Here is a 20,795-nt window from a genome sequence, read left to right on the forward strand (position 1 = left end):
ATGCAACTGAAAAAATTATACATAAACAACTATAAAATATTAAAGGATTTCACAATTGAATTTCCTTATGATTTCAAAAAATACATTTCAATTTTAATTGGAACAAATGGTTCTGGAAAATCTACAATACTGGAAGCTATTGCACAAATATTTAGTAACGTTTATCTTAATGAAAAAGCAAAATTTGGTTTCACACTAGAGTACTCTATTCGTCACGAAAAACTAATAGAAGAAACAAGCACTACTTCTGAATTCGACACAGCTAATCTAAATGTAAAATTATTTGCAAATAAAAAAGGAGATACTATCCAAATTGAAACTTACGACAGGTTTGGAAAAATTTCTGGTGTAACGAACATTATAGAAAAACATAAGATGGCATTTGTTCTTGGGACAACAGCCTATTCGTATTTGCCTGACAATATTGTTATTTATTATTCAGGCTTATCAGAAATAATGAAAGAATTAGTTGAACCACATAACGAGATCATTTCAACTGCCTATAGAAAAAATAATACTTCTGTAGATAGAGATTTTTTCTATTTTCAGCCAGAACATTTTGGAATTATTTTAACTAGCTTACTTTCATTTGAATATGGAGATATTCCTGATTTCCTAAGTACGAAAGCCAAAATTGAAGGAGTTCAAAGTATTCAAATACGATTGCAAAAGCCTGAATGGGCGAGCGATACAATTCAAAATTTTTGGGGAGCAAAAGGAGAGGTGAAATTTTTTTTAGACTACTTAAATGAAAATTCAGCTACTATTGATGATTTGATTAATCCTAATAATTTCAATGGGGTTGGAAATATTGTTATTGAAACTTGGCAAGATGAAACTATTAATATTACAATTGTTTCGCAAGAGAAATTATTTGAAATACGTAATCACTTAATCGAAGAAAGAAAGCTATTTGAAATACTAAATATCCTACTTGCAGACGGTATGTTAAATGATATTTCGTTTTCATTAAAAAAATCAGGAGAAGAATACCAAAACTTTGGCGTTTTAAGCGAAGGAGAACAACAAGCAATAATTATTAAAGGTTTAACTGAATTACTTTCAGAAAAAAATTCTCTTTTTCTATTTGATGAACCTGATACATATTTACATCCGAAATGGCAACGTCAGTTTATTGCAGATATAGAAGGTACAATTGATTCGAGTTTTAATTCTGAAAACTCATTTGTAATTGCAACTCATTCGCCACAATTACTAAGCAATGCACAATCAGAAGTCAATTTTGTTAAAATTATTGAAGATGGAGGCTTGATAGAAAATACACCAAAATATTATGGACGAGAGATAAATTCTATTTTGTATGAACTAATGGGTGTTAAAGAACGTAATAAGCTTATTAGAGATAAAATTAGTGATTTATACACTCTCATTGCAGAAGAAGAAATAAAAGATGCCGAAAGCTCTTTAAAAGAATTGCAAGAACTAATAGGGAAAGATGACTCTGAACTAAAAAGAGCCAAAATTCAAATTGCCTATTTAAAAGAAGACGAATGAAAGCTATAATCAAAAACAATGAACCTATATCTTTAACTCAACATAGAGCTAATAAGCCTTCTTTTTATGAAAATCTACCTAAAGATGATACTAGAAATTCATTGTTAACTGAACAAGGTCATATTTGTTGTTATTGTATGAGACGGATTCCTGAATCAAGAAAAGCTCCAGGTTCCAAAATTGAACATTTTTTATGTCAGGATAATCATTCACAAGAAGAATTAAATTACGGAAATATGCTTTTAGCTTGTTTAGGAAATGAAGGTTCTCCAAAACGATTGCAAACTTGTGACACAAAAAAAAGAAATCAAAACTTAACCCATTCGCCTTATAATCCACCAAGAAATATAGAGGATTTAATCAAGTATAAACCTAATGGAGAAATTTACTCTACTGACCAAATTTTTAATACTGAATTAGAAGAAGTATTAAACCTTAACGTAAAACACTTAATAGATGATAGACGAGTAATCTATGAAGAAGTTCAAAATAGAATTAGATTAGAAGGCAAAAAACAAGGAAGTACAGCATTAAAGAAAAAGTTTTTAAAAGCAGAAAAAACAAAGCTACTTAATTTAAATGATGGAAAGCATCTTCCTTTTTGTATGGTTGGAGTTTATGTTATAAATAAGAAATTGAGTAAAATCTAATAATATTGTTTTTAGTAAGATTTTAAAATTTACTTTTAAAACAATGTATGGCAATAAAATAAACAAGGGGGGATTAAAGTAAATATTTCAGTAGATTTTTAATGCTAAAGTCACAGCCTTTATAATTTTATTTAGTTGCGTTAGGGATACAACATTCTTCTTTTCAGACTTACACGAATACTTTTTATAAAAATCCAATATTTTTTACCTTACCCTTAATTAAATAATCAGTTACGATTTTAAGTTTACGTGCTTTTTTTGATAAATTAGAATTCACATATTATTAAAGTAATTCTTGATAGAAAAGGTTCTTATAGATTTGTAAATGCTATTTTTCTTTATTAAAATTTAAAACAACCATTTTTATAGTTCAATTTAAAGAAATAATGTAGCAAGTGTAGTAAATGCACCTCTAAAACAAACAAAAATATTTTAGTGTTAGTAGCCTTAATTACTAAAAAGTGTGAAAAAAGTGTGAAAATGAAAAAACCAGTAATTTCCAAATCGTTGGAAAGTACTGGTTTTAGTGGTGACCATGCTAGGATTCAAACCTAGAACCTCTTGAGCCGTAATCAAGTGCGCTATTCAGTTGCGCCACATGGCCTTTAAGCGGCTGCAAATATAATATCATTTTTTCGAATTAGAAAATCTATATTATATTTTTATGAATTAATTTTTTCTTTATATTTAGTAAGTATCTCATTAGCTTTCTCAAGTTTATTATTTAAAACATGTATTTCTACTGCTCCTAAAGACTCTCCAAAACCTCCTAATCTAGCAGATTCAAATCTGTCTTTAATAATATATTTTATATTATTATTCTCTAATATATTCTGTAAACCACGTACAATTATATTAGTATCTGTAAATAATTTAACATATGTTGCATTCATAATTTTAGTTTTTAGTTAAGAGAATTTATTGTTACAAAAGCTCTATAACCAATTATAGCCAATTGCAGTTTAGTAGCTTTAGAGATATCCAACTTCTTTTTTGTAAAAGAAGGTAAAATAGCTTTATTAATTTTTGCTAAAGTTTTAAAAACTTGTTTTTTCATTCTGGTTTGATTAGTCGTCAAATTTAATGAAAAATAACAACTCAGTATTTTAGTAAAGTGTTGTTCTTGTAAAATAACTCTTTCATATTCTTATTTTTATTTAGTTGATTTTATTATGGCAGTTGTAGGTTTTCTAGTTAGTTTTTAAGTCTTTTTAAAAAAATAAAAGAAATATAAGAGTAGAAATAAATTTGATAAATTTTAGAGCAAGAACAATCATGATAACAGAGTTTTAAAGTTAGTAAATTTGGTTGTTTGTATAAATGTTTTTTGAATATACAATGATTGAAATCACATAACCAAAGTTTAATATTTAAATTATTTAAATTGATTTTATATATAAAACTAAAAAAACACATATAGTTATAATGTGTAATGTTTATAACTACAAAAAGGTTTCTGTTTGTTGTTTTATTTTGTATAATAAGGAAATACTGTAATAAAGTAAAGGGTGTTTTTGAATGTTTTTTTAAAAGTAAAGTAAAACCCATTAATTAATAGGGGTAATTTTGCTTTTTGATTTTTTGTTCTCGCTAGAAAGTGATAAAAATGTATCTTCGCAAAAAAGAAAATAAATGAATTTTTTACTAATTATTGGAGGTTTAATTTTATTAATTTTAGGTGGAAACTGGTTGCTAAAATCGGCAGTTGCTTTATCATTAAAATTAAATATCTCTAAAGTTGTTGTGGGTATGACAGTTGTTTCTTTTGCAACTTCTGCACCAGAGCTAATAGTTAGTATTAATGCTGCTTTAAATGGTTCATCAGATTTAGCATTAGGTAACGTTATTGGTTCTAATATTGCAAATTTAGGTTTGGTTTTAGGTATAACATTACTTTTAGGTAAAATGGAAGTAGCAAAAAACTTTTATAAATTAGATTGGCCTGTAATGATTATTGCTTCTGCATTACTCTTTGTCTTTTTAGCTAATGACAATATTATTGTGCAATATGAAGGAATTATATTATTTACGCTATTAGTAGTTTTTTTAATTTACCTTTTACGTACACAAAAAAATATTGATTTAGATGAATTAGAAGAAGAAACACCTTTAACAGTTTTTAAAACTACAATTTATCTAGTTATTGGAGGTTTAGGTCTTTGGGCTGGTTCAGAATTATTAATAAAAGGAGCAACTTCTTTAGCTTTAGATTTTGGAGTAACAGAACGTGTAATTGGTGTAACTGTGGTTTCTATAGGTACAAGTATACCAGAATTAGCAGCATCTATTATAGCTGTTATAAAAAAAGAAAAAGCTATTTCTTTGGGTAATTTAATTGGCTCTAATATTTTTAATATTTTAGCTGTAATTGGTATAACTTCTATAATTACACCTATTTCTTTGTCTGATCAAAGATTATTAACTAGCGATATTTATTGGATGCTAGGTATCTCATTTATTGTTTTACCAATGGTTTTACTTCCTAAAAAATATTCTCTAAATTGGAAAAATGGTAGTGTTTTGTTAATTGCTTATTGTGTTTTTATTTATTTAACTTTGTAAACTTACTTTAGCTTTAGTTGCTTTTTTTTGAAGTATTTTAAGTAGAATAACTAAAATACCAACTCCTAAAACTGCAAAAGCAGTCATAAAATACCAAGTAAATTCATAGCCAAACTTATCAATCATTTGCATACCTGTATTATGGCTAAATATACTAGCTAAAGAAAAAGACATAGCATACATAGCCATATATTCCCCTTGATTTCCTTTTTTACCTCTTTCTAAAGCAAAAGAATTAGAAAACGGAAAAGCTATCATTTCACCAATTGTCATAAATAACATTCCAATTAATAAAATGCCCAACCAATTTGTAAAATTAAGTACAACAAAACTTATGGCAACCAAAAATAAACCTAGTGCTATTAGTTTAACTTTAGAACGTTTAGAGTTTACCAACCAATTTATTAATGGCATTTCAAAAACAAAAATAAAGAAACCATTAAAAGCCATTAACATACCTATTTCGAATTCAGATAAAAATCGAATGTCTTTATAATACAAAGGCATTGTAGAAAAGTATTGCATAAATGTAAACCCGAAGATAAACATCGCTATAAAAAACAACCAAAATATTTTATCAGAATAAACAGAAACAGGTTTCTCTACTTTAACAACATCTAACACTTTTGCTTTTTTAGGATGTAATACTTTTAATAACAAAATTGCTGCTAAAACACAAGTAATTCCATCAACCCAAAACAAACCTTTATAGCCAATATTTGTAATAATTAAACCACCAAGAGCAGGTCCTGCAGAAAAACCTAAATTTATTGCCAAACGAATTAAAGTTACAGAACGTGTTTTATTTTCGGGTTTACTATATGCACTTAAAGCCACAAACATTGCAGGTCTAAAAATATCTGCCACTAACATTACAGTAAAAATTCCAAAACAAAAACCTGTAAAAGTGGTAATGTATTGTAGTAGAAAAAAGAAAATACCAGTAAAAAGTAAACTAACAAACATTACTTTATAATACCCTACTTTATCAGTTAATTTGCCACCTAACCAAGTACCAACAACAGAACCTAATCCCCAGAAAGATAAAATCCAACCAACGTTTTCTAAAGAAAAACCTAGACTTTTATTTAAATATAAAGACAGAAAAGGAATAACCATTGTACCTGCTCTGTTTATAAGTGTAATTAAAGATAACCACCAAACTTCAGTAGAAAGCCCTTTAAAGGTGTTTATATAGTTTGTAAATAATTTTTTCATTTTTGTTGATGTTATATGTTGATGAAAAATCTACAATTTCAATTTCCGTTGATTAATTCATAAAAAAAAGTCCGACTTTTTTAAGTCGGACTTTTAGTAATTATTATATTTTATAGAGAAACTATCAAAATAGATTTACAGACCGAACTTTGTGGTTTTTCCACGAAATTTGAGTACATAAAATAATGACAGTTTTCATTTTTGTTTTTATTGATGTTCCAAAACTACATAAAATATATGAATGTTGTATTTTTGAAAAGTGAAATTTTTAATGAAATGAAAAAAATAATTCTGACTTTTAGTTTTTTAGTGCTTGCAATTTCTTGTGGTAGTGGTAAATCTTTTCAAAGTTTTTTTAATGATCATAAAAGAGATTTAGGAGTTACAGCTTTTCAGGTTCCTAATTTTATGATGTCATTAGTACAAAATATTTCACCAGAATTAAATAATTTATTTGGTAATGTTAGTGATTTTAAATTTATCACTTTTGATGCCATTTCCAGAGAAAAACAAAATTTATTAATTTCTGAAATGAATTTAGTAACCAACAATAATTTTACAGATGTATTAAGAAAAAATACAGTAGAAAAAACAAAAATTGTTTCTGTAAAAGAAGATGGTAATGTAGTTACTCAAGCTATTGTTTTCAATTCAACACTTGATAAAACATCTGTTTTTTATTTAAAAGGACGTTTCAATCCAAATAGAATTAAAGAATTATCAGAAACAAATCAGTTTGAAAACTTGTCATCTAAATTAATTCAAAATTATCAAAAAACACCTTTAACGCCAGGTTTTAATCCTAATTAAAAAATGAAAAAAATACTTTTATTATTAGTTTTGTTAACTATGATTTCTTGTAATTCACAAGGTAAAAGACCTTTGGTTGGTAAAACTGAATATCAACAAAAATTAAATTCGAGTTACAAAGACGCAACAACATCACCCTTAAAAAAGAAGGATTTAAAAAACTTTAAAGGGTTAGATTTTTTTCCTGTAGATTCTTCATTTATCGTAATTGCAAAACTAAATATAACTGTAGATGCACCTATTTTTAAAATGGCAACGACTACAGACAGAACTCCTTTGTATAAAGAATATGGCAAGCTAAATTTTACAATACAAGGTAAAGGTTTAGAATTAACTATTTATCAAAGTCAAGATGATTTAGAAGATGAAAAATACAAAGATTACTTGTTTGTACCTTTTACTGATGATACTTCTGGAGATGAATCTTATGGAGGTGGACGTTATATGGATGTAATGCTTTACGATATTAACGCAGATGGAACAGTAATTTTAAACTTTAATAATACTTATAATCCTTACTGTGCTTATAATGATAAATATTCTTGCCCATTAACACCAAGAAAAAATCATTTAGATATAGAGGTAAAAGCAGGTATAAAAGTTTTTGAAAAACATTAAGCTTTATTTGCTGTTATTTTTAATTATAGGTTTCTACATAAGGCAGAAATTACAGTCATTATATTTCATCAAAATAAATTAAAAATTATGAATAATACTTTCTGTTGAATATGATAATTATAAATTTATGAAATCATTACAATTTTAAATATTTATCAAACAAATTCAACGAAATAGATAGTACTATCAATTCAATTTGCATAACATCTACTAAAATCGTAACATTACACTAGAAAAATTAGAAAATGCAGAACAATAAAAACTTATCTGAAATAGAAATAGAAGATCAAAAAATTATAGAGAATAAAGAATTGAATCTTTTAGAATCTCTAATTCCGGTAATTATTTTAATGTGTTTATTAGCATACAACATTTTTTTGGTTGAAGATCAAGAATGGTTAGGTGGTTACACAAATCAATATATATTATTAATGGGTGGTGTAGTTGCAGCAGCTGTTGGTTTTTATAATAAAGTTTCTTTTAAAAGAATGATTTCTGAAGTTTGGGAAAACTGGAAAAGTGTTTTTGTGCCTATAATGATTCTTTTTTTAGTAGGTGCATTAGCAGGTACTTGGTTGGTAAGTGGTATAATACCAGCAATGGTTTATTATGGATTGCAAGTTTTGAGTCCTGCAATATTTTTACCAGCATCAGTAATCATTGCAGCTATAATTTCGATTGCAACTGGTAGTTCTTGGACAACTTCTGCAACAGTTGGTATTGCATTAATTGGTATTGGTAGTGCGTTAGGAATCCCAACAGGTATGATTGCAGGAGCCGTAATTTCTGGGGCTTATTTTGGGGATAAAATGTCTCCACTTTCTGATACTACAAATTTAGCGCCAGCAATGGCTGGTACAGATTTGTTTACACATATTAAATATATGGCATTTACAACAGTGCCTACAATTGTAATTACATTAATCGTTTTCGGAATTTTGAGTGCGAACTTGGAAGCGTCTGGAGATGTAGATACTACTTTTATATTAGGAACAATTGATAAGTATTTCAATATAACACCTTGGTTGTTTTTAGTTCCAATTACTGTAATTGTATTAATACTTTTTAAAACCAAACCCTTAATAGCTTTAGGCACAGGTGTCATAATGGCCGGAATTTTTGCTTTTATTTTTCAATCAAGTTTAATTCAAAATATTTCAGATAATAAATCAAAAGTAATTATTAATTCTGTGTTATCAGATACAGAAATTGAAATAGATAACTCGAAATTTATTTCATCGTTTTCAGAAAATGAATTGAATTTACTTAAAAAAGATGAAAAAATAAAAAATTTATTTATTGATGGAAATGATTTGAAAGGAGTATTTACAATTGAATTATTATCAGATTATTTTCCTGAAAAAAGTTATAATGAATCAATAATTGCTGAAAAAGTTTATAATTTAGATAAATTAATTACAATAAAAAGGTTAAAAAAATTATTCTCTTCAGGTGGAATGAATGGAATGCTTTGGACTATTTTTTTAATAATCTGTGCAATGGTTTTTGGTGGGGTTATGGATGCAATAGGTGCTTTAGCTAAAATTACCAAAAGTTTGTTGTCTATTGCTTCTTCAATCTTCGGGTTATTTGCAAGTACAGTTGTAAGTTGTTTAGGATTAAATATTGTGGCATCAGACCAATATTTGGCTCTTGTAATTCCGGGTAAAATGTTTAAAAAAGCTTTTGAAGATAAAGGTTTAGCGCCAGAAAATTTAAGTAGAACATTAGAAGATTCTGGTACTGTAACATCGGTTTTAATTCCTTGGAATACCTGTGGAGCTTATCAATCTAGTGTTTTAGGTGTTGGAGTAGGAGAATACTTTTTATATGCCATTTTTAACTGGTTAAGTCCTTTTATGACATTACTTTTTGCTGCTTTTAATCTAAAAATTAGAATGATTAAAGGTAAATAATGATTGTTGTTGCAACAATTTCTGATGCAAAAATACTCACAGAAATTGCATTAAATTCTAAAGCTTTTTGGGGTTATTCTGCTGATGATTTAGAAATTTGGAAACCAGATTTAGCAGTGTCAGAAAAAATGATTAATGAACTGTTTGTCTATCAATTTATATTTGATGATACAGCTGTTGGTTTTTATATTTTAAATCTGCCAAAAGAAAAAACAATTGAATTAGAAATGCTTTTTGTACTTCCTGATTTTATTAGGAAAGGAATAGGAAAACAATTGTTAGTTCATGCAGTAGAAAAAGCAAAATTTCTTGAGGTTGAATCTATAACTTTATTATCAGACCCAAATGCAGTTTCTTTTTATAAATCTAAAGGTTTTGTAATTATAGATAAAAAAATAAGTTCAATAGCTGGACGTTTTTTGCCTATTATGAAACTAGATTTATCAAACAATCAATAAAATTTTACAAAAAAACAATATTTTATGTACAAACAACTAAAGATTTTTATTTCTAAATTTAAAGAGTTTTTATCTAAAAAATTCCAAAAATACGATGGTAAAATTCCTTATTTGGTAACCGTATTAATTACATCAATAATAGTTGTTTATGGTATTAAATTTTTTGTAAAACTCACTAAAAATTTACACACAGATGTTCTATCAGAATTCGATACTTCAGTAAGCAATTATATTACAAGTTTTAGATCAGACCTTTTAACAAGCTATTTTAAATTTGTTACAGATGTTGGTGATGCTTTAGGCTATTTTGTTGTTGTTTCTCTTTGTAGTTTGTTGTTTTATCTGTTTTTTAAGAACTGGAAATATGTATTACAATTGTTATCAATTTTAATATTAGCGCTAAGTTCTAACTTAATTTTAAAGCAATTAATAAACAGACAAAGACCAACTTTAGAGCATTTGGTAACTGTAAAAACATTGAGTTATCCAAGTGGTCATGCAATGACAGCAATGGCTTTTTATGGTTTTTTAATCTATTTGATTGTTACCTTTAAAATCAATAAATTCTTAAAATTTGGTTTAATTACGGTTTTTACAATTCTAATTTTAAGTATAGGAATTAGTAGAATTTATTTAGGTGTACATTTTCCTTCGGATATTGTTGGTGGTTTTGTAGCCGGCTTTATTTGGGTAGTATTCTGTATTTTAGTTCTTAATCTATTTAAAGTATTTAGAGAAGACCCTAATACAATAAATTTATATTGATGATTAACTAAACATTAATTAGTAATGTATAAGTATCATCAACTTAAAATAGATAATACTTATACATTAAATTTACCTGTTTCTACCAAGTATAGTTTTTCAATTTTGCTTGTCTTTTTATTGCTTTAATCATTACGTTATTCAAAACATCTTTTTGAGTTCCTTCTTTTTGTTTTTTTGCGATAAAACTCCTTCTTTTTATATCTAATTCTTTAATTTTTTTCTGTATTTCAGCTCTTTCATTTGCTTTTTGTTTTACATAATTTTTTATTTCAGTCGCAGATTTGTTTTGTAAAATTTTTGGTAATTTCTTCTTTTCTATAGATTTATAATCTACTTTTTCTTTTTTATCAGCATCTACTAAATCCCAATTCGAATTTTCATACAATCTAGAACTTTTACTAACAGCTCTTTTTACCACAACAGCTTCATCCATTTCTAAAGCATTCTCATCTTGTGTTTTTTGATTCGAAAATTTAGAATAACCTGCATTTCCATAATAAATATAAGTGGCATTTAGTTTTTTGTTTAGAATGATAATATCATCATCATAAGGAGTAATTATATGTACTACTTTTTTATCTTGATTAATTGTCATATAATCTCCACCACCTAAATCTGCACCATTTTTCCACATTCCAGAAATTCCATTAGAATAATTACCACAGAAAATAGTATTTATAACAACATCCTTTTCTTTAGCATCTGTAATTGCATCTTTATAATTAATTTTTCCTTGAGTAAAAGGTTCGTTACCAGCAATGAACAATAATTTTAAATCGTTTTTGTTGTTGCCCCAATCTAGTTCTTTTAAAGAAGTTTGTATTACTTGTCCGCAAAACTCATTTCCACCATTTGTGGTAAGTGAAAATAGTTTTTCAGAAATTTCATCTAAATCGTTACTAAACTGTAAAACTTGTCTAATGAACCCTTCTCTAGAAGGTAAATTTGAATTTCCATATTCATACAAAGCAATTTCTAAATCTGGTTTTTGCATTCCGTATTTGGCATAAGAAAGTTCGTTTACAATTTCCCAAAGTTGTGCTTTTGCTTGGTTTATTAAACCATCCATACTATTACTAGTATCTAACAACAACGCCACTTTTATGGTTTGTTTTTTTAGGTTTTCTTTTTCTGTTTGATGATTAGCAAAACTAAAAGTAGTTGCTAAAACAAATAAAATTGAGGTTACTTTTAATACTAGAGATTTCATAATTAATGTTTTTTAAGATTTATAATTTGATTAAAAGTTTGATGTTAAATGTTATCCAATATTACTACCAACTTTTTTCTAAATAAAACCAGAATGAGTAAAGTGGTTCATTGAATGAGTAAACAAGATTGCAAAATGAGTAAACTCTATTTTTTGACTGTTTTTATAGGCTATAACACACTTTAATGATTTTTTTGGATGCTAATTTATTTCTATGTTTACAAAGAATTTAAATAGATTTACTATGAAATATCAAATTACAATACCAAAACCTTGTCATGAAGATTGGAACAAAATGACATCAACAGAAAAAGGAAAATTTTGTGAAAGTTGTAGTAAAGAAGTTGTCGATTTTACAAGTTTATCAAATTCAGAAATTGCTAAAAAAGTAAGAAAGGATAATAATCTTTGTGGTCGTTTTAAAGACAACCAATTAAACACAGAGTTAGAAGTAATAAAGAAAAATAATTTATCGAAAGTTGCTGCTGGGTTGGCTTTAATTTCTGCAATTTCGGCTTCAGAACCTGTTTTTACGCAATCAATAAAAGATAATGTAGAAGTGTTAAGTATTAGATTGGGTAAAGTTTTTGTTGAGAATGATTCTATCCAAAAAGACATTATCATTACAGGTAAAGTGAAAGATAGTTTTGATGTTTTACCTGGAGTCAGTATTGTGTTAAAAGAATCGACTTTAGGTATAGAAACTGATTTCGATGGAAATTTCTCTATTAAAATACCAAATAAAAAGACAAAGTCAACTATATTAGTTATCTCTTATTTAGGTTATGAAACGCAAGAAATTGATGTTTTATCAATTAAAAAACCTTTAATAATTGAAATGAAAGAGAGTAAAGCACTTTTAGGAGAAGTTGTAACTGTTGGAATGGTTACTGTAAAAAGACCAAATATTTTTAAAAGAATTGGTAATCTTTTTAGAAAAAAAGAAAACAGAAGATATTAAATGTCAAAACATATACACATATTATTCACCTTTATCTTATTCAGTTTTACAACTGTTTTTAGTCAAGAAAATATTATTACTCAAAAAGGAGTCGAGTTTTCTGTGAGAATTACAATTGTAGATGATAGTAATAACGAAAAAGTAAAAAATGCTGAGGTTTCTGTAAACGGAATTAATTATAATTACCCTGATATTAGTGGTAGATATATTGTAAAAGCCAGAGTTGGAGATGAACTTAGAGTATCTCACCCAGATTTTGAAACGATTTATTATAGATTAAAATCGAGTGAAGATATTAAGATTTTAGTTGAAAATTCTGGAAATATTAGAAACCGAGATTCAAAATTTTCAAGTAAAACTAGAAGTCAAGATTTGTATTTACAGCATTTAGATTCAGTAAAATTTTATAAGAAAAAAGACATCGAAAAAAGTTTGTCTTTTATAGAAAAGGCAATAGAAAGTAAACAAAATAAAGAAAGAAATGCAGCTACTTATAAATTACTTGCTGATGTTTATTTGTATTGGAAACAATACGATTTAGCAGTTTATAACTACAAATTATCGCATCAAATTAAAGAAGATTTAGCCACTAAAATAGCTTTGGCAAAAGCACAGTTTTTACAGAAAGAATATACAGATAGCGAAAAAACATATCTAGAATTAGTACCAGAAAAACTGAGTAATTACGAAAGAATTCTGGTTTATGAAGGTTTAGGTGATGTGAATTTTGCTCAAAAAAAATGGAGTTTTTCCAAAACTAATTATCAACAAGCCTTAGAAATTGCGAAAGAGAATATAGTTACTCCTAAAATTACAGATATAAGTTCTAAAATTGCTGATGTTTTAGCTGCACAAGGAAAGGTAAATGAAGCTGAAAATCAATTTATAAATTCTTTAAATTTTGCGAAAAAAGAAAATCCTGAAAGAGCTTTAGAAGAAGAAGAAAAAGTAGCAGATTTTTACAATTCTAATCAACGTTTTGATGAAGAAATAGCCATTCGTAAAAAGAGTTTACAGAAGGCAGAAAGTAATTCTTCTAGAAAATTATCAAAAGAAAAAGATTCAATTACCTCGCAAAAAATTAATTATAAAATTGGGAATGCTTACCTTTTAAAAGAGGATTATAAAAGTGCAATTCCGTTTTTAGAAAAAAGTAAAAAAGGTGCCAAAGAAAAGAATGATATTGTAGTTGCTAAAGATGCTACAAGAAAAATATCTGAAGTTTTTGCTAGTTTAGGTGACAACGAAAAAGCATTAAAAAATTACAAAGAATATGTTGCTTTAGTAGATTCTTTATATGTAAGAAAAGAACAAGAAATTCAGCAAATAAAACGTTTTTCTAAGAAAATTGCAGACAATCAAAATAGAATAGCGAGTTTAGAAAAAGACAAAGAATTAGCACAAAGTAAAATTAGTTTAGCTTATATAGATCAAAAATTATCAGAAGAAAGTAATCAAAGACAGCGTTTAATTATTTACTCTTTAATTGGTGGTTTTTTGTTGATGAGTTTGCTAGCTTATTTTATGTTTAGAAACAACAAACAACAAAAATTAGCGAACAATTTATTGGCTTTAAAATCAATGCGATCGCAAATGAATCCGCATTTTATTTTTAACGCACTAAACTCTGTAAACAGTTTTATTGCAGTAAATGATGAACGAAATGCAAACCGATATTTAAGTGAGTTTTCAGTTTTAATGCGTTCGGTTTTAGAAAATTCTGATGAAGATTTTATCCCCTTAAACAAAGAAATTGAGTTGCTAGAATTGTATGTGAAATTAGAACACAATCGTTTTAAAGATAAGTTCGATTATGCTATTCATGTTGATGAAACTATCGATTTAGAACAATTTTCAATTCCGCCAATGTTATTGCAACCTTATATAGAAAACGCAATTTGGCACGGATTACGTTATAAAAAAGAGAAAGGGAGTTTAGAAATAGCAATTCATAAAAAAGATGATAAAACTGTTTCAATTTCTATTATTGATGATGGAATTGGACGTAAAAAATCGCAGGAATTAAAAACAAAAAATCAACTGAAACAGAAATCAAAAGGAATGAGCACTATTAAAAATAGAATTGCTATTCTAAATGATATGTACAAAGAACGAATTGCTGTAAATGTTTCTGATGCTTTAAAAAATGGAGAAGGAACAAAAGTGGAGTTGTTACTAAAGAAAAAATAATCAGTATTCAGTTGCAGTTTTCAGTTACAGTAGACTGTTATATATGTGATATTAATTTTAAGATTTAAAAGTTGGCAAACAGGTTTAGCCCTGATTGAAGCAATTGTTTGAGCTCTTTTTTTAGTGTCAGTTCGAGTGATTTTTCTGACAAAGGAAGAAAAATTGTATCGAGAACAAACTAAAAAAAAGCGAGTGCGAAAAGCAGGAAAAAGCTTCTAAAAAGTAAATAAAAACAATAATGAAATTAAAAGCCATAATAGTAGAAGACGAACAAATAAGTAGAGAAATTCTGCGTAATTATTTAGGTAAATATTGCCCAAATGTTTCTTTATTAGGTGAAGCAAGTAATATTGATGAAGCCTATTCTTTAATCAATAAACACGAATTAGATTTAGTTTTTTTAGATGTAGAAATGCCTTTTGGTAATGCTTTCGATTTATTAGAAAAAGTAGAAAACAGAACTTTCGAGACTGTTTTTGTAACTGCTTACGATCATTATGCAATAGAGGCGTTAAACAACCATGCAAGTTATTATTTACTAAAACCGATTTCTATTGATGAGTTGATTAAAGCCGTAAATATTGTTACTGAAATTAAAGAAAAAGAAAATGAATTACAGCATAAAATATTAGCTCCAAAAACAAAATCTGCAGAAGGTAAAATAACCATTCCACAACAAGATGGTTTTGAAGTTTTAAATATTGATGACATAGTTTTTTGCAAAGCCGATGATAATTATACAGAAATTCATTTGGCAAACTCTAAGAAATTAGTCAGTAAAACCTTAAAATACTTTGAAGAAGCTTTAACAGACTATACGTTTGCAAGAATTCATAAATCGTATTTGGTAAATGTAAACGCAATTACCAAATACAAAAAAGGAAAAGGAGGAAGTGTAATTGTTTCTAATGGAAAAGAAATTTTAGTTTCTGCATCACAAAAAAGTAATTTATTATCTTATTTCAAATAAAAAAAACATCTTATTCTTCCCAAAAGGAAGAGAATGTAGATTGGAATTAATTTGATTTTTTATCAAATTTCTATTAAGATATTTTTTTAATTTTTACATTTACTGCTAAATTAAAAGACAAAAGAATATGCCTATCATAAAATCAGTAAGAGGAAATCATCCACAAATACCAGAAGATTGTTATATCGCAGAAAATGCTACTATTTTAGGTGAAGTTTCTTTAGGTTCAGATTGTTCTATATGGTTTAATGCTGTGATTAGAGGAGATGTACATTTCATCAAAATAGGCAATAAAGTAAACATTCAAGATGGAGCAGTAATCCACGCAACTTATCAAAAATCGCCAACAACAATTGGTAATAATGTTTCTATTGGGCATAATGCAATTGTACATGGTTGTACAATTCACGATAATGTTTTAGTGGGTATGGGGTCAATTATTATGGATGATTGTATTATAGAATCTAATTCTATAATTGCAGCTGGTGCAGTAGTTACTAAAAATACAAAAGTAGAAAGTGGTAGTATTTATGCAGGTGTGCCAGCCAAAAAAGTAAAAGACATTTCAGAAGAATTAATTTCTGGTGAAATTGATAGAATTGCTAATAATTATTTAAAATATTCGAGTTGGTTTAAGGAGTAGAATTTAACGCCAATATTCTCGTAAAAAATATCAAATTAAGAAAAAGATATTAAAAAAAGTTTCTGACTTTGCTAGATTAGCAAGCTGTTTTAAAAGCATAAAAAAGCCCAATTTCCTCTAAAGGGAATTGAGCCATATATAAACCAATCAACCAAATCAGTTACTATTAATCTCTTTTTTCTTTTGCCATTCTGCGTTCTTTTGTGTCTTTCTTTTTCCCCTTCATTTTTCTGCCTTTGTTCATTTTTTCAAATTTTTCAAATTGCTCATCATTTAAGATTTTTTTCATGTTGTTTTTAAATGCAATTTGATCGTCTAAACGTTTGCTTTGCATCGCATACATTTCATCAGCAGTTGGCTTTGTATCACTTTTTCTAGCCTCTTTTCTTTTTTCCATTCCTGCTTTTCTTTCTTCTGCTTGTGCTTTAATCAAAGGTTTAATTTGATTTTGTTGCTTGTCAGATAAATCTAAAGCTAATGTCATTTTCTTAACTGCTAAATCTGTATGTTGTTCAACAGTCATTTGTGGTCCTTTATTACCTCTTTTTTTCTGTGCTTGTGTTGTTAAAGTAAAAACGAATACTAAAACTACGATACCTATTATTTTTTTCATGATTTTAAATTATTTTTTTGTTACGCTTCTTTGACATCAAAAAAATTAAAAGGTTTAAATTTGTTTTATTATTTAACAGCTGCTTAACAAATTACTCTTATGAAAAAACTACTTGTTCTAATCTATTTTTTATCTTTTTTAGTAAATGCGCAAGAGATTGTTAAAGTAGACTTAAGTAATCCGAAATCAGCGGTTTATACGCATATTTATTTTTTACAAAACGATTCTTATCAACCTAAAAAAGCTGCAAAAACTATCTTAGGGTTACCAGAAAAAACAGCAATAGAAAAAGCAATAAAAATTAAAAAAGTTTTAGATGGTAAAGGTTTATTTATAGATTTTAATAGGTTGCCAACAAATGCTAATTATAAAGATACCCTAGATTATAACTCAAAAGAAAAGTATGTTTTGTTTCCTCAAAGAATGCCAAGTATCTATGTAGAAAAGGTAGAAAATAGTTGGTACTATTCTTCAGAAACTGTAGCAAGTATAGATAGAATTTACAAAGAAGTTTTTCCTTGGTATGTAGATAAGTTTCAGGATTTTATTCCGAATTCGGGTTATACAAAAGTGTTAGGCATTGAGTTGTGGCAATTTGTAGCAGTTATCATTTTATTTATTTTAGCTTTTGTAATCTTCTTAATCTTTAAGAAAATTACTTATTCTATTTTACAAAAACTACAACATTATATAACTAAAAGTAATTCTAGTTTAGCCATAAATACAGTACTAAAAAAGTTAGCACACCCTATAAGTTTGTTAGTTGCTATAAAATTTATAGATACTATTTTTCCGTCTTTACAATTTTCTTTAACTGTAAATAAATGGGTGTTTTTAGCCATAAATATTGCAGAAACTGTTTTTTGGATTTATGTTTTCTTAAAGCTGGTTAAAGTTATAATGAAGATTTATGAAGAATTTACCTCAAAAACAGATAATAGATTAGATGACCAATTAGTGCCAATTTTAAATAATTTATTAACAGGTGTTGTATTAATTTTTGGTTTCTTTAAAGTTTTGCAATTATTTGGTGTAGATACAACAACTATTTTAGCAGGTGCTACAATTGGAGGTTTAGCTTTTGCATTAGCCTCTCAAGATACCGTAAAAAACTTTATTGGTACAGTTGCCATATTTTTAGACAAACCTTTTCATATAGATGATTGGATCTCTGCAGGCGAAGTTACAGGTACAGTAGAAGAAGTTGGTTTTAGATCTACAAGAGTTAGAGCTGCAGATACAACTGTGTATCAAATTCCAAACAGTAAATTAGCAGAAATGGTAATTAACAATAGTGGTTTGCGTTTGTACAGACGTTACAACACAAATTTAGGATTGCGTTATGATACACCACCAGAATTAATTGAGGCTTTTGTAAACGGAGTTCGTATTATTATTAAAGAACATCCAGAAACAAAATCTGATTCTTATAATGTAGAGTTTACTGGTTTTGGAGATTCTGCTTTGTTGGTAATGATGAATGTTTATTTTAAAAGTTTGGCTTGGAGCACAGAACAATCTTCTAAACACAGATTGCATATGGCTATTTTAAAATTAGCAGCAGAATTGGGAGTAGAATTTGCTTTTCCTTCTACTACTGTAACTATAGAACAATTTCCAGATAAAAGTAACTTGTCACCAAAATACAATACAGATAAAGAAAAAATAAAAAATTCTTTAGATAAAGTTTTGGAGAATTTTAGAAATGATACTCCACCAGAAAATACACCAGAAAGCTAATGAATCGTTTTTTTAAAATTATTTTTCGATTTTTTTTACTGTTGATAGTAGCCTGTGTACTTTTCTTTTTTTGGGCTTCATCATCTACCTTAAACGAAAGTGAGTATGAAGATTTAAATGTTATAAATGCCGATCAAAAAACAGAAAATGATTCTATTTTTAGCATTGTTACTTATAATATTGGTTATTTAAGTGGAATGACAAATAACTTGCCAATAGCAAAACCAAAGTCTTTGTTTGATACGAATTTGAAGAAAGTTTTATCAGAAACAAAAAAGATCAATCCAGATATCATTACTTTTCAAGAAATCGATTATGATGCTTCTCGTTCTTATAACATAAATCAGGAAGAAGAAATAGCCAATTTAGGTTATGGTTTTAGAGCAACAGCTGTTAATTGGGACAAACGTTATTTACCCTTTCCTTATTGGCCCATTTCTATGCATTTTGGTAAAGTAGTTTCTGGGCAATCTATTATTAGTAAATATCCTTTAAAAGATCAACAGAGATTTGTTTTGCAAAGAGTTGCAGATGCACCTTTTCATAGAAATGCTTTTTATTTAGATCGTTTGGCACAAATAGTAAAAGTTACTTTAAACAAACAAGAAGTTGTTTTAATAAATATTCATTTAGAAGCTTTTGATAAAGTTACCAGAGTTAAACAATTTGATGAGGTTTTAAAATTATTCAATCAATATAAAAAAGATTACCCTACAATTTTATTAGGTGATTTTAATTCTGAAGCCAGAGATAAAGATGCAATTATTCAAAAAATGTTTGCGTTAAAAGATATTGGTAATTCTGCATTTAATAAATCAGGAATAGAAAATACTTTCGATTCTAAAGAACCTTCTAAAAGAATCGATTATATTTTTTATACCAAAAACTCAATAGAATATATTTCAGGAAAAGTGTTAAATGAGTTTGAACAAGCTTCAGATCATTTACCAGTTTTTATGGAGTTTAAATTAAAATAAAAGGCAACAGTTACAACTGAAACTGCATGCCTTCATCAGCAAAATGAAAGCCTGATTTTTCTATTTCTTTTCTTGCAGGGCTATTCTCTTGCAGAGTTGGGTTTGTATGATTATAGTGTATAAAATATATTTTATTTTTAGTTGTTAAGGCCTCATTAACAAACAGCCTTACAGTTTCTTCTATAAAAGGATGTGGTACTTCAGACATTGCTCTTTTAACTTCATGCTGATTTAGAAAAGTGGCATCTAAAAAGGCGTAATCTACTTTTTTAACTTCTTCAATTATAGAGTGTTTCCATTTATGCCATTTATCAACATCTGGTATAAATAAAATAGATTTATTATTCCCTTCAATTTTATAGCCTACAGTTTCAGAAAATTCATCTCTATGTGGTACTAAAAAAGGAGTTACTTTTAATTTATTACTTAGTACAATTGTAGAATCGTTTTGTAATTTTTTAAGTTTAATATTTTTTAAAGACACCAATTGACTCCAAGGACCATTTTTTTTTAAAAATGATGTCATTTTAGGCATCGCAAAAACAGGAATATTAGTTTTACCATAGGCTTCTCTACCAAAATACATTAAACCTGTATAATGACCAATATGTGCGTGCGTTAAAAAAACACCATCAATAATTTTTTCTTTTTTTAGATGATGTTGTTCTAATTTAGCTAATTGTGTGTGTAAATCTGGTGTAGCATCAAATAAATATTTTTGTTCATTTTCTATATCTACTAAACCCAAAGAAACTACACTTTTTCTTTCATTTACATCATTGTAAAAGTTTTTACAACATTGTTTTTGGCAGCCTATATGTGGGTAGCCTCCATCTTGTGCAACTCCTAGAATTGTTACGTATTGGTTGTGTCTTGCTTTATTTTTTAAGTTTTTTGCTACTTTGTTTTGTTGCTTACAAGAAGTAAAAAGGAAGATGCTTAAAAATGTTAAGAATAATTTCATAAAGAAAAATTA

Annotated in this window: 20 protein-coding genes and 1 tRNA gene; 14 read left to right on the forward strand and 7 right to left on the reverse strand. The window is 27.5% G+C overall.

Annotated elements, in window-relative coordinates:
• Together ACJJVK_RS08945 and ACJJVK_RS08950 are read left to right on the forward strand one after the other, a co-directional pair.
• A complete protein-coding gene (locus ACJJVK_RS08945) occupies positions 1-1,515 on the forward strand; it encodes an AAA family ATPase (protein WP_405565304.1) in 1,515 nt (504 codons plus the stop codon).
• Entirely contained in the window at positions 1,512-2,165 is a 654-nt protein-coding gene (locus ACJJVK_RS08950) for a hypothetical protein (RefSeq protein WP_405565306.1), read from the forward strand. Before ACJJVK_RS08945 ends, ACJJVK_RS08950 begins: the two co-directional genes overlap by 4 nt.
• Positions 2,166-2,692: 527 nt before the next feature.
• Here ACJJVK_RS08950 and ACJJVK_RS08955 read toward each other — a convergent pair.
• The 3 genes from ACJJVK_RS08955 to ACJJVK_RS08965 all read right to left on the reverse strand — a co-directional run bounded on the left by ACJJVK_RS08955 (position 2,693) and on the right by ACJJVK_RS08965 (position 3,222).
• Positions 2,693-2,769: transfer RNA gene (locus ACJJVK_RS08955), tRNA-Arg, on the reverse strand.
• A 58-nt stretch (positions 2,770-2,827) separates the two neighbouring features.
• The gene (locus ACJJVK_RS08960; RefSeq protein ID WP_405565309.1) at positions 2,828-3,058 is read right to left on the reverse strand and encodes a DUF2007 domain-containing protein; all 231 of its coding nucleotides are present in this window, start codon (positions 3,056-3,058) and stop codon (positions 2,828-2,830) included.
• Between the two features lie 11 nt (positions 3,059-3,069).
• Positions 3,070-3,222 (reverse strand): SsrA-binding protein, encoded by a 153-nt coding sequence (locus ACJJVK_RS08965; protein ID WP_215993489.1) that lies wholly within the window; start codon positions 3,220-3,222, stop codon positions 3,070-3,072.
• A 575-nt stretch (positions 3,223-3,797) separates the two neighbouring features.
• Between ACJJVK_RS08965 and ACJJVK_RS08970 the strand changes: the two genes are divergently transcribed.
• The gene (locus ACJJVK_RS08970; protein WP_405565312.1) at positions 3,798-4,727 is read left to right on the forward strand and encodes a calcium/sodium antiporter; all 930 of its coding nucleotides are present in this window, start codon (positions 3,798-3,800) and stop codon (positions 4,725-4,727) included.
• On the opposite strand, the gene ACJJVK_RS08975 is transcribed toward ACJJVK_RS08970, so the two are convergent.
• Positions 4,716-5,945, reverse strand: a complete 1,230-nt coding sequence (locus ACJJVK_RS08975; RefSeq protein ID WP_405565315.1) for an MDR family MFS transporter — start codon at positions 5,943-5,945, stop codon at positions 4,716-4,718. The genes ACJJVK_RS08970 and ACJJVK_RS08975 overlap by 12 nt on opposite strands.
• A gap of 276 nt (positions 5,946-6,221) precedes the next feature.
• Here ACJJVK_RS08975 and ACJJVK_RS08980 point away from each other — a divergent pair, with 276 nt between their 5' ends.
• The 5 genes from ACJJVK_RS08980 to ACJJVK_RS09000 all read left to right on the forward strand — a co-directional run bounded on the left by ACJJVK_RS08980 (position 6,222) and on the right by ACJJVK_RS09000 (position 10,512).
• On the forward strand, positions 6,222-6,755 hold the full coding sequence (locus ACJJVK_RS08980; protein ID WP_215993486.1) for a DUF4252 domain-containing protein: 534 nt from the start codon (positions 6,222-6,224) through the stop codon (positions 6,753-6,755).
• 3 nt (positions 6,756-6,758) lie between these two features.
• The gene (locus ACJJVK_RS08985; protein ID WP_405565317.1) at positions 6,759-7,373 is read left to right on the forward strand and encodes a DUF1684 domain-containing protein; all 615 of its coding nucleotides are present in this window, start codon (positions 6,759-6,761) and stop codon (positions 7,371-7,373) included.
• A 245-nt stretch (positions 7,374-7,618) separates the two neighbouring features.
• Entirely contained in the window at positions 7,619-9,289 is a 1,671-nt protein-coding gene (locus ACJJVK_RS08990; protein WP_405565320.1) for a Na+/H+ antiporter NhaC family protein, read from the forward strand.
• On the forward strand, positions 9,289-9,747 hold the full coding sequence (locus ACJJVK_RS08995) for a GNAT family N-acetyltransferase (protein ID WP_405565323.1): 459 nt from the start codon (positions 9,289-9,291) through the stop codon (positions 9,745-9,747). Before ACJJVK_RS08990 ends, ACJJVK_RS08995 begins: the two co-directional genes overlap by 1 nt.
• A 24-nt stretch (positions 9,748-9,771) precedes the next feature.
• A complete protein-coding gene (locus ACJJVK_RS09000; protein ID WP_405565326.1) occupies positions 9,772-10,512 on the forward strand; it encodes a phosphatase PAP2 family protein in 741 nt (246 codons plus the stop codon).
• An 82-nt stretch (positions 10,513-10,594) separates the two neighbouring features.
• Here the strand turns inward: ACJJVK_RS09000 and ACJJVK_RS09005 are convergent, their stop codons facing one another.
• Entirely contained in the window at positions 10,595-11,725 is a 1,131-nt protein-coding gene (locus ACJJVK_RS09005) for a vWA domain-containing protein (RefSeq protein ID WP_405565329.1), read from the reverse strand.
• A 244-nt stretch (positions 11,726-11,969) separates the two neighbouring features.
• Between ACJJVK_RS09005 and ACJJVK_RS09010 the strand changes: the two genes are divergently transcribed.
• From ACJJVK_RS09010 to ACJJVK_RS09025, 4 genes are all read left to right on the forward strand, one after another.
• Positions 11,970-12,686 (forward strand): carboxypeptidase-like regulatory domain-containing protein, encoded by a 717-nt coding sequence (locus tag ACJJVK_RS09010; protein ID WP_405565332.1) that lies wholly within the window; start codon positions 11,970-11,972, stop codon positions 12,684-12,686.
• Positions 12,687-14,876, forward strand: a complete 2,190-nt coding sequence (locus ACJJVK_RS09015; protein ID WP_405565334.1) for a histidine kinase — start codon at positions 12,687-12,689, stop codon at positions 14,874-14,876.
• A 238-nt stretch (positions 14,877-15,114) separates the two neighbouring features.
• Entirely contained in the window at positions 15,115-15,846 is a 732-nt protein-coding gene (locus tag ACJJVK_RS09020) for a LytR/AlgR family response regulator transcription factor (protein ID WP_405565337.1), read from the forward strand.
• 127 nt (positions 15,847-15,973) lie between these two features.
• A complete protein-coding gene (locus tag ACJJVK_RS09025; protein ID WP_068362918.1) occupies positions 15,974-16,489 on the forward strand; it encodes a gamma carbonic anhydrase family protein in 516 nt (171 codons plus the stop codon).
• 166 nt (positions 16,490-16,655) lie between these two features.
• Here ACJJVK_RS09025 and ACJJVK_RS09030 read toward each other — a convergent pair whose 3' ends face one another.
• Positions 16,656-17,102 (reverse strand): Spy/CpxP family protein refolding chaperone, encoded by a 447-nt coding sequence (locus ACJJVK_RS09030; protein WP_405565339.1) that lies wholly within the window; start codon positions 17,100-17,102, stop codon positions 16,656-16,658.
• 99 nt (positions 17,103-17,201) lie between these two features.
• Here ACJJVK_RS09030 and ACJJVK_RS09035 point away from each other — a divergent pair, with 99 nt between their 5' ends.
• Together ACJJVK_RS09035 and ACJJVK_RS09040 are read left to right on the forward strand one after the other, a co-directional pair.
• Positions 17,202-18,842 (forward strand): mechanosensitive ion channel family protein, encoded by a 1,641-nt coding sequence (locus ACJJVK_RS09035; RefSeq protein ID WP_405565342.1) that lies wholly within the window; start codon positions 17,202-17,204, stop codon positions 18,840-18,842.
• 41 nt (positions 18,843-18,883) lie between these two features.
• A complete protein-coding gene (locus ACJJVK_RS09040) occupies positions 18,884-19,819 on the forward strand; it encodes an endonuclease/exonuclease/phosphatase family protein (RefSeq protein ID WP_405565345.1) in 936 nt (311 codons plus the stop codon).
• Positions 19,820-19,829: 10 nt separating this feature from the next.
• Here the strand turns inward: ACJJVK_RS09040 and ACJJVK_RS09045 are convergent, their stop codons facing one another.
• Complete coding sequence (locus ACJJVK_RS09045) at positions 19,830-20,783, reverse strand: MBL fold metallo-hydrolase (protein WP_405565348.1); 954 nt, start codon at positions 20,781-20,783, stop codon at positions 19,830-19,832.
• Between the last annotated feature and the right edge of the window lie 12 nt (positions 20,784-20,795).

Source organism: Polaribacter sp. Asnod6-C07, from assembly GCF_045063625.1.
GTDB classification, from domain to species: Bacteria; Bacteroidota; Bacteroidia; order Flavobacteriales; family Flavobacteriaceae; genus Polaribacter; species Polaribacter vadi_A.